9 protein-coding genes are annotated in these 7,762 nt (G+C 39.7%); 5 read left to right on the top strand and 4 right to left on the bottom strand.

Translation table 11 applies throughout. From position 1 onward, the window contains the following. Positions 1-141 precede the first annotated feature (141 nt). The 4 genes from B3143_RS05950 to B3143_RS05935 all read left to right on the top strand — a co-directional run bounded on the left by B3143_RS05950 (position 142) and on the right by B3143_RS05935 (position 3,808). Positions 142-777: an OmpW/AlkL family protein gene (locus tag B3143_RS05950; RefSeq protein ID WP_004781681.1), complete on the top strand. Its 636-nt coding sequence runs from the start codon at positions 142-144 to the stop codon at positions 775-777. A 174-nt stretch (positions 778-951) separates the two neighbouring features. Beyond that, positions 952-1,296, top strand: a complete 345-nt coding sequence (locus B3143_RS05945; RefSeq protein WP_262736201.1) for a lysozyme inhibitor LprI family protein — start codon at positions 952-954, stop codon at positions 1,294-1,296. A 154-nt stretch (positions 1,297-1,450) separates the two neighbouring features. Beyond that, complete coding sequence (gene htpG / locus B3143_RS05940; RefSeq protein ID WP_262736202.1) at positions 1,451-3,370, top strand: molecular chaperone HtpG; 1,920 nt, start codon at positions 1,451-1,453, stop codon at positions 3,368-3,370. 165 nt (positions 3,371-3,535) lie between these two features. Beyond that, positions 3,536-3,808, top strand: a complete 273-nt coding sequence (locus B3143_RS05935) for a hypothetical protein (RefSeq protein ID WP_004781691.1) — start codon at positions 3,536-3,538, stop codon at positions 3,806-3,808. 70 nt (positions 3,809-3,878) lie between these two features. Here the strand turns inward: B3143_RS05935 and B3143_RS05930 are convergent, their stop codons facing one another. The 4 genes from B3143_RS05930 to B3143_RS05915 form a co-directional block, all read right to left on the bottom strand. Continuing rightward, positions 3,879-5,024 carry a hypothetical protein gene (locus tag B3143_RS05930; RefSeq protein WP_004781692.1) on the bottom strand — a complete coding sequence of 382 codons (1,146 nt, stop codon included), beginning with the start codon at positions 5,022-5,024 and terminating at the stop codon, positions 3,879-3,881. Positions 5,025-5,118: 94 nt separating this feature from the next. Next, positions 5,119-6,537, bottom strand: coding sequence for a hypothetical protein (locus tag B3143_RS05925; protein WP_004781694.1), 1,419 nt, complete (start codon positions 6,535-6,537; stop codon positions 5,119-5,121). 9 nt (positions 6,538-6,546) lie between these two features. After that, positions 6,547-6,726 carry a hypothetical protein gene (locus B3143_RS05920; protein ID WP_004781696.1) on the bottom strand — a complete coding sequence of 60 codons (180 nt, stop codon included), beginning with the start codon at positions 6,724-6,726 and terminating at the stop codon, positions 6,547-6,549. A gap of 256 nt (positions 6,727-6,982) precedes the next feature. Then, complete coding sequence (locus B3143_RS05915; RefSeq protein WP_004781698.1) at positions 6,983-7,150, bottom strand: hypothetical protein; 168 nt, start codon at positions 7,148-7,150, stop codon at positions 6,983-6,985. A 416-nt stretch (positions 7,151-7,566) separates the two neighbouring features. Here B3143_RS05915 and B3143_RS05910 point away from each other — a divergent pair, with 416 nt between their 5' ends. Beyond that, positions 7,567-7,761 carry a dodecin family protein gene (locus B3143_RS05910; RefSeq protein WP_004781699.1) on the top strand — a complete coding sequence of 65 codons (195 nt, stop codon included), beginning with the start codon at positions 7,567-7,569 and terminating at the stop codon, positions 7,759-7,761. Position 7,762: the final 1 nt, after the last annotated feature.

The raw sequence follows: 7,762 nt of genomic DNA, 5'->3' as shown, positions 1-7,762 counted from the left end.
TAAATATTTAATAATTACATATACTTAAATAATAAATAAAATTTATTTTTATAATCTCTATTGCATATTAATTTAAGCCATGTTTATTCTTAATTAAGAAATATTTTCTTAATAATTATTCTTCCCTTGGGGTATTTTAAAATGTTAAAGCGAATAGCTCTAATTGCATTAATGGGTCTTTCAGCATCTGCGATGGCAGGGCAATGGCAAGTGAAAGTGGGGGCTTCTGTATTAGCACCTACTCAGGAAACTGACCTGATTCCTGGTATAGTTGAAGATGCTAAAGCAAGTAGCGAACTCAATTTTACTCCTTCAGTCGAATATTTCTTCAATGACAATATTTCAGCCGAATTATTATTGGCTACCCCATTTAAACATGATGTTGAGATGGCGGGTGATGTGAAAATTGCATCATTAAAACATCTACCCCCAACAATCACAGCCAAATATAATTTTAAAAATTCAAGCCGCTTTAGTCCATATATCGGTGTAGGTGCTACAGTATTCATTCCATGGGATGAAGAATTTAGCCAAACTGCAAAAGACGCATTAGGTGTAGCAAAGCTTGATGCGGATGTTGCTTATGGGGTAGCTGGCCAAGTCGGTTTTAACTTCCAGCCAGCGGATGCAAAAAACTGGGGTGTCTTTGTTGATGCACGTTATGCAGACTTAGATACAGATCTAGAAGCAAAGACTGCTGATGGGACAAAAATTAATTTAGGTGAATTTGGAATCGATCCTTGGGTTTATACGATCGGTTATAGCTATAAATTCTAAGCTCCAATTTTTTGGTTTACTTTTTCCAAAAGCTTCATCAAGAATGGGGCTTTTTTCAAAATAACAACGATTTATAACGTATTGAAATTGAGCAGATTGGCAATACTCAAATATATTAAAACGAATAAAGTAAATATTAATTGAATACGACCTAATAATAAGGAAGATCAAAGCATGAGTTTTTTGTCGAAGAGTCTTTTGATCTTCAGCACGCTGTTTATTTCACAGAGTTATGCTGCCAGTTTTAATTGTCAGAAAGCGACAACCACGACTGAGAAAACAATTTGTGAACATCGTTTGCTGAATGATGCGGATGTCAAAATGAGTACCAGCTATAACATCTTGCGCCGTATGGTGCCGATGGGAACACGTTCGGTGATTCAACGCGATCAGGTGAAATGGCTGCAGTTTCGTGACCGCTGTCAGGAATCTGTATCCTGCTTGAGTCAGGTCTATAATATGCGTCAGCAACAGCTTGATCTGCATTTTGATCGTATCTATAAAATGGGGCCTTATTAAGTCTTGTCCATCGAATCAATTAAACTGATAAAAATATAAGCCATAAAAATATTTTTTGCGAAAAAATTATTTTGAGGCTATTGAAAATTATTGAACTCACTCCATTCATATAGGCAGCAGTTAACGTCTGTATCTAAAATAATAGGAGTGATTCATGAGCGATTTAAGCGTACAAAAACACAGTTTCCAGGCTGAGGTAGCGCAGTTACTGCACCTCGTGACCCATTCGCTTTATTCAAATCCTGAAATTTTCCTGCGTGAATTAATTTCTAATGCTTCAGATGCGTGTGACAAATTACGTTTTGAAGGGATCAACCATCCTGAATATTATGAAAATGATCCTGACCTCCGCGTACGTGTCAGCCTCGATCCAGAAAATAAAACTATTACCATTTCAGATAACGGGATCGGTTTAAGCCAGCAAGAAGCCATTGAAAATCTGGGGACGATTGCCAAATCAGGGACCAAAGACTTTATGTCAAAACTGACGGGTGATCAGAAAGCTGATGCGCAGCTGATTGGCCAGTTTGGTGTCGGTTTTTACTCAGGCTTTATTGTGGCTGATAAGATTACTGTAGAATCACGTCGTGCCGGTACGGATACCTCAGAAGGGGTACGCTGGATCAGTGGCGGTACTGGTGAATTCGAAGTTGAACAGATCACTAAAGAAGGTCGTGGTACCGATATTATCCTACATCTGCGTGAAGATGCGCTGGATTATCTGCAAAGCTATAAAGTCAAACAGATCATCAATAAATATTCAGATCACATCAGCCTGCCTATCCAGATGCAAAAAGAAGTCTGGCAGGAAGAAGAAGCTGCTGAAGGTGAAACACCAAAAGGCGGTCAATATGTGAAGACCGATGATTGGGAAGTGATTAACTCAGCCAGCGCACTGTGGACCCGGAATAAATCTGAGATTACTGAAGAGCAATATACCGAATTCTATAAGAACCTGACTCATGATTTTGCTGCACCATTGGCTTGGGCACATAACCGTGTTGAAGGTAGTACGGAATATACCCAACTGCTTTATATCCCAAGCAAGGCGCCACAGGATATTTTCACTCGTGAAGCCAAAGCCGGCATCAAGCTGTATGTGAAACGTGTCTTCATTATGGATGATGCGGATAACCTGATTCCAAACTATCTGCGCTTTGTACAGGGTGTGGTGGACAGTGCCGATCTGCCATTAAACGTGAGCCGTGAATTGCTACAGGAAAGCCGTGATGTGAAAACCATCCGTGAAGGCAATACCCGCCGTATTCTGACCACTTTGGATAATCTGGCAAAATCTGAAGATGAAAAAGATCAGGAAAACTTCAAAACTTTCTACCGCGAATTTGGTGCAGTGCTGAAAGAAGGTCTGGGTGAAGATTTCGGTAATCGCGAACGTATCTTGAAACTGCTGCGCTATGCAACTTCAACGAATGATGAAGTAAGCACTTCATTGGCGGACTATAAAGCACGCATGAAAGAAGGCCAGAAAGCGATTTACTACATTACTGCTGAAAGCCTGAATGCTGCGAAAAACTCACCGCAACTGGAAGTGTTCAAGAAAAAAGGCATTGAAGTATTGCTGATGTCAGAGCGTGTTGATGAATGGGCAATGAACTTTGTGCATGAGTTTGATGGTACGCCATTGCAAAATGTTTCTAAGGGTGCAGTCGATCTAGGTGATCTGCAAGATGCAGAAGAGAAGAAAGCACTTGAAGCTGCTGCTGAACAGTTCAAACCTGTGGTTGAAAAGCTGACAGATTCTTTGAAAGATAAAACTAAAGAAGTACGTGTAACGACTCGTCTGGTTGATTCACCAGCCTGTCTGGTCACAGGGGAAGGGGAGCTTTCTCCACAACTGATCCGTATGTTGAAAGATGCAGGTCAGCCTGTACCGGATGTGAAGCCGATTCTGGAGATCAACCCAGAACATCCACTGGTGAAAAAACTAGAAGGTTCTACCCAGTTTGATGATCTGGCCAATGTGATCTTTGATCAGGCGATGATTGCAGAAGGTGGTCTACCAGAAAATCCGGCTGAGTATGTAAAACGTATTAACAGTCTATTATTGGGTTAATTTTTTATGTTCTGAATCCAGTGTTTAAAACTTCAATTTTTCTTTAATGATTTAAAAAAGCGATAGCTAGAATAAAAAAATACCTTTAAGTTTTAAATCTAAAAAATAGATAATAATTAAAATATTAATTTATAATAACGATTATTAAGTTAAGAGAATTCTCCCATGAAAAAATCACTGATGATGAGTCTGAGTACAATCATTCTGATGTCAATGAGCGCAGCCACAATGGCTGATACTGAGTCCAAAAAAGTGACTCGCAGTGATCGTATTAGTTTTCAGGCACCAATGAAAAAAGAAGCACCAAAAGTAAAACGAATTCAGCGTACAGACCGCGCAGTATGGAATATGCCACAGATGGAACAACCTTCTTTGCAGCAAAAACGTGTGATTCGTAGTGATCGTATTGCTTTTACAACGGTTGAGCACCGCCAATAAAAACTCATTGGATTCAGACATTAAAAAGCCCATATTTTATGGGCTTTTATAGTTTCGGATTTGTTCAAATTTAGAAAATGGCCTCAAGACGTACCATCGCACCCAGATAATGGCTGCGGTCCAGTCGGTCATCATTCAGATAGTTCAGGTCGCCTTGCACAAAGAACCATTCACGTAAGAAAGGCTGTCTCCAGGACACATAAGGTCCCCAGCGATTTAAGCGTAAATCTTTATCATCCAGATAGCCGCCCGTATAGATACCATAGTTAAAGCGGTTGCCCTGGAAAAATTGATGCTGTCTGAAGGTATAGTTATCCCAAGTCAGATCGTCTTCCTGCTCATCTGCATAGGTCAAACTTAACTGATTGGAAAAAAAGGCCTCATTGGGACGAGCATGGATCAGTTCCAGGTTGGTCCGCAAATAATTTTCACTCTGCAATCCATAGCGATAAATCTGTTCGGCATGAAAAGAGAAGTCATTCTGCATCGCCCAGTCTTTACTGATTTTGGCCCGTACATAGATATCATCCCCAGAACGTACCCCCAGATCCAGATCGCTATCGAAAGGTAGACCTTTCGAAAATTCTGACCAGCGGAGTGCAAACGAGCTGTTGTTCTCGCGGGTACGGCGAATATCCAGATTTTTATCCCGGGCATTGCCAGGATTTTCATTGGTAATCGCGACATTAGTGTCCAGTTCGTTATCCAGACTGTCATCACCAAAGACCAGACTTAACTTTTGTTCCAAGGTTGGAAGCTTGATTTTTCCTCGAATCCTCGGCTTGATTTCATAGTTTTCATATTTGTCCCAGCTATTATCCAAGATAATTCGCAAAGTCGCAGTTGCTGGCTCATCCGGGTTGGTCTGGCCAAACCAGTTATCAATCTTATATGCGGTGCGGTCTACCCATTCACGGATTCTTTTCTGCTTTTTGTCAGCCCAAGATTTATCTTCTGTTTCCTCAGTAGTGGGCACCATCGCTTCGTCTGACTGTTCAGGTAAAATCGTGGGCGTGGCATCGATCAAGCGTGGAATCTGATCTAAAATACCTGTACCTGTACCTGTACCTGTACCTGTACCTGTACCTGTACCTGTACCTGTAGGCTGTTCTGTTTCTATAGGTTCTGTAGGAGATACTTCTGCCCAAACTGGGCTACTACTTAATCCCACGCCAAATGATAGCAATAAGATTCGAGTAATTTGGTTTATTCGCATGAGTTGATTCTTGCTCTTATCGTATTTTATTTACTGCGCTAGTTTTCTAAAAAATAAGGAAAAAAAGCAAGGATAAACTACATAACTACATCAATTATTTAATGATTTGTGCCTGAATTGCCATATAAAGATCTAAAACCTGTACCGGCTGTGACAATCCTAAAACAATTTGATGAATTTTTTGCCAATTCAAATCCTTATCACGCTTGAATATTAAATAAGGATAAGCGATTTCCTGATTGGATAATGCCAGGCGGCTTTCCCCATGAATCACCCGAATTTTCTGATGTTCCTGTAGTAATAAAATTGGAGTGGAAAAATCAGCGGGTGCTTCCTCAAAATTGATAAATTTCTTTTGATGAATACGCCGAGCCGGAATATAGGCATAGCTTTCCTCAGGCATCCAGACCGTTTCGGCGTGTTGCAGATACATTTCACTGAAAAGGTCTATCTGATCAAGGCAGGCACCTAAAGCTGCCCATGATATGGATTTTATCTCTATACAACGCCATCCACGCTGTGTGCCCCAGTGCTGGATACATGAATTGGCCTGCAAGAGACTCGGTGCACCCAAGAGCATCAGATATTTCAAACCTTGCCCTTGCTGATCGGTCTGCATGGCAAGATAAACAGGGCGTGCCTGCCAGTGGTCTTCCTCAGCATAATATAGCGCCATTTCAAGATCAGCCGGTTGGGAGGTAGCCGGTTGCAATTCTAGGGCACAGAGACGCCGTATAGTCGCTCCAGCATGTTCTAATGGATGCAGCAGGGCAGAGAATTCACCTAGCTCTATAGATTCAGGGAAAGTAATATTTTCATCTATTATCAAAATAGAGGATGAACTATCCGTATTGTCTATTTCTATAGGCAGTTCAGCTATTTTGGCTTCTTCTGTTTCGCTAGTTGCTCTGTCTAAATCAGGTTTAATTGTTTCAGATAGTTGAGGTACAGTGATCTTGGTCTGAATCTGCAAACTGCCCTGATGATAACGCGCGATTTCCAGGGTAAGCGTATCGAATTCGGCATCCTGAACAGATAAAGCCGGAATATCCAGTTGGGGATCGAGAGGAAAATATGCGCCTTGTTGCTGTTGCTGCAAAAGCCAGTTGTGGGAATTTACTAATTCATCCCATTCACCATGTAAAAAATCAGATTGCTTTACAGGACCCAGCCAGATTTGCCAGCCTTGTTGTGGCTGATGCAAAAAGGCCCAGCATGTTTCTCTATGCATAGTCAGTGCCTGTTGCAGCTGGACAGGATCCTTAAAATAACCGCGATAACGATGATGAAACTCGATGCTCGCTGCAAACTGATGTGCTGCCAGCTCAGGCTGAACACGGGATTTAAAACCTAAAATCTGATTTTTAAAAACAGATTCATCACAGAGATGAAAAATATCCTGAAGTCTTTTTTTGGTTCGGGCAGCTTCATATAAACTAAGGGATTTATGTTCTAATTGCTGCCCCAATTCATTTAATTCTTTAATTAATTTTGCTTTTTCTAAAGCATTCATTTTAGCTCTCTAGATATATTTGAGTGCTTTATCCAGTGACTTGGCCATGATCATGTTGACTGCAAGTTCTACCAGTTTGTATTCGGTAGAGTTGGGATCTGGATAACGCTCAGCCATTTCAATCAAAAAATCCACAGAAATTGCCTGCGGAGAAATTTTTCCCTGTATTAATGCTTGAAGCTGGTTCATAACAAGAAAGTCTGAAATCCATAAAAGATCAGGTTCTGATTATAAGCATCTGATTGACAAAATGCTTGATTATTTTGAGTATTTTTTAAGCGAATTTGGCAGTTGTTCTTGAATAAAAAGTGAACGAAATCAAAATAAAATAAAAAATAATGAGGTTTTTAATGCTCTTTAAATAGAAGAACAAGTTAAATTTTCGAAGCCCTGAAATAAAAACAGGCTGAATAATTCAGCCTGCTGGGAGATTTTGCTTAAAGACTTAAGCCGCTTTTTCAGTTTCTGCAGTTGCAGTATCTGTTGCTACAGTTTCAACTGGTGCTTTGCTTACAGGGAAATCTGGAAGATAAACCACTTGAGCCATTTGTGCTGAAGCTTGTAGAGAAAAAGCCATCACAGTTGCTGCGCATAAAAATTTAACAGTTTTCATAACATGACCTTTTGATATCTGGGTGTTCAAGAGTTTGAACAAGAAAAAAGTTAGTCCTAAATCACGTGAAAAATAATATCAAATGGCAATTAATAAAAAATGATCAAATCGGCAAGAAAAGCAACTAAATTTAGATAAAATACTCTATAAAACAATATCTTAGAGTATTTGCTCTAGACGGTTTTAGGTTGTTTTTTATACATTTTTTAGATGTTTTAGAAGTTTTTAAGTAAATATTTATTTGTTGATTATTTAAAACTAGAGATCTAGATTTAAATTTTTTTAAAGCAGTAAGGGTAGATTAGTATTTGTTCATTCCCTGTAAGTTTTTGCTATCGCTTGTTTGCTAAGAGCTGTAGAGAAATTTAAATCAACTAAGATGAATGTTTCTATCTTCACAGAGTGAGTGTTAAATCATGGCAATTGCAAAAGTGGTAGAAGTCAATTCAAGCAGTAGTAAAAGCTTTGAGGATGCAATTCAGACTGGCATCGCGAAAGTCACAGAGACGATTAAAAATGTTCAAGGTGCTTGGATCAATGAACAGAAAGTTGTGATTAATGACAATAAAATTACCGAATATCGTGTCAATCTAAAGATTAGGGTCTGTTGAC

The organism is Acinetobacter sp. UBA1496, assembly GCF_002324975.1.
GTDB lineage: Bacteria > Pseudomonadota > Gammaproteobacteria > Pseudomonadales > Moraxellaceae > Acinetobacter > Acinetobacter variabilis.
This window is presented reverse-complemented; position numbering and strand designations above follow the sequence as displayed.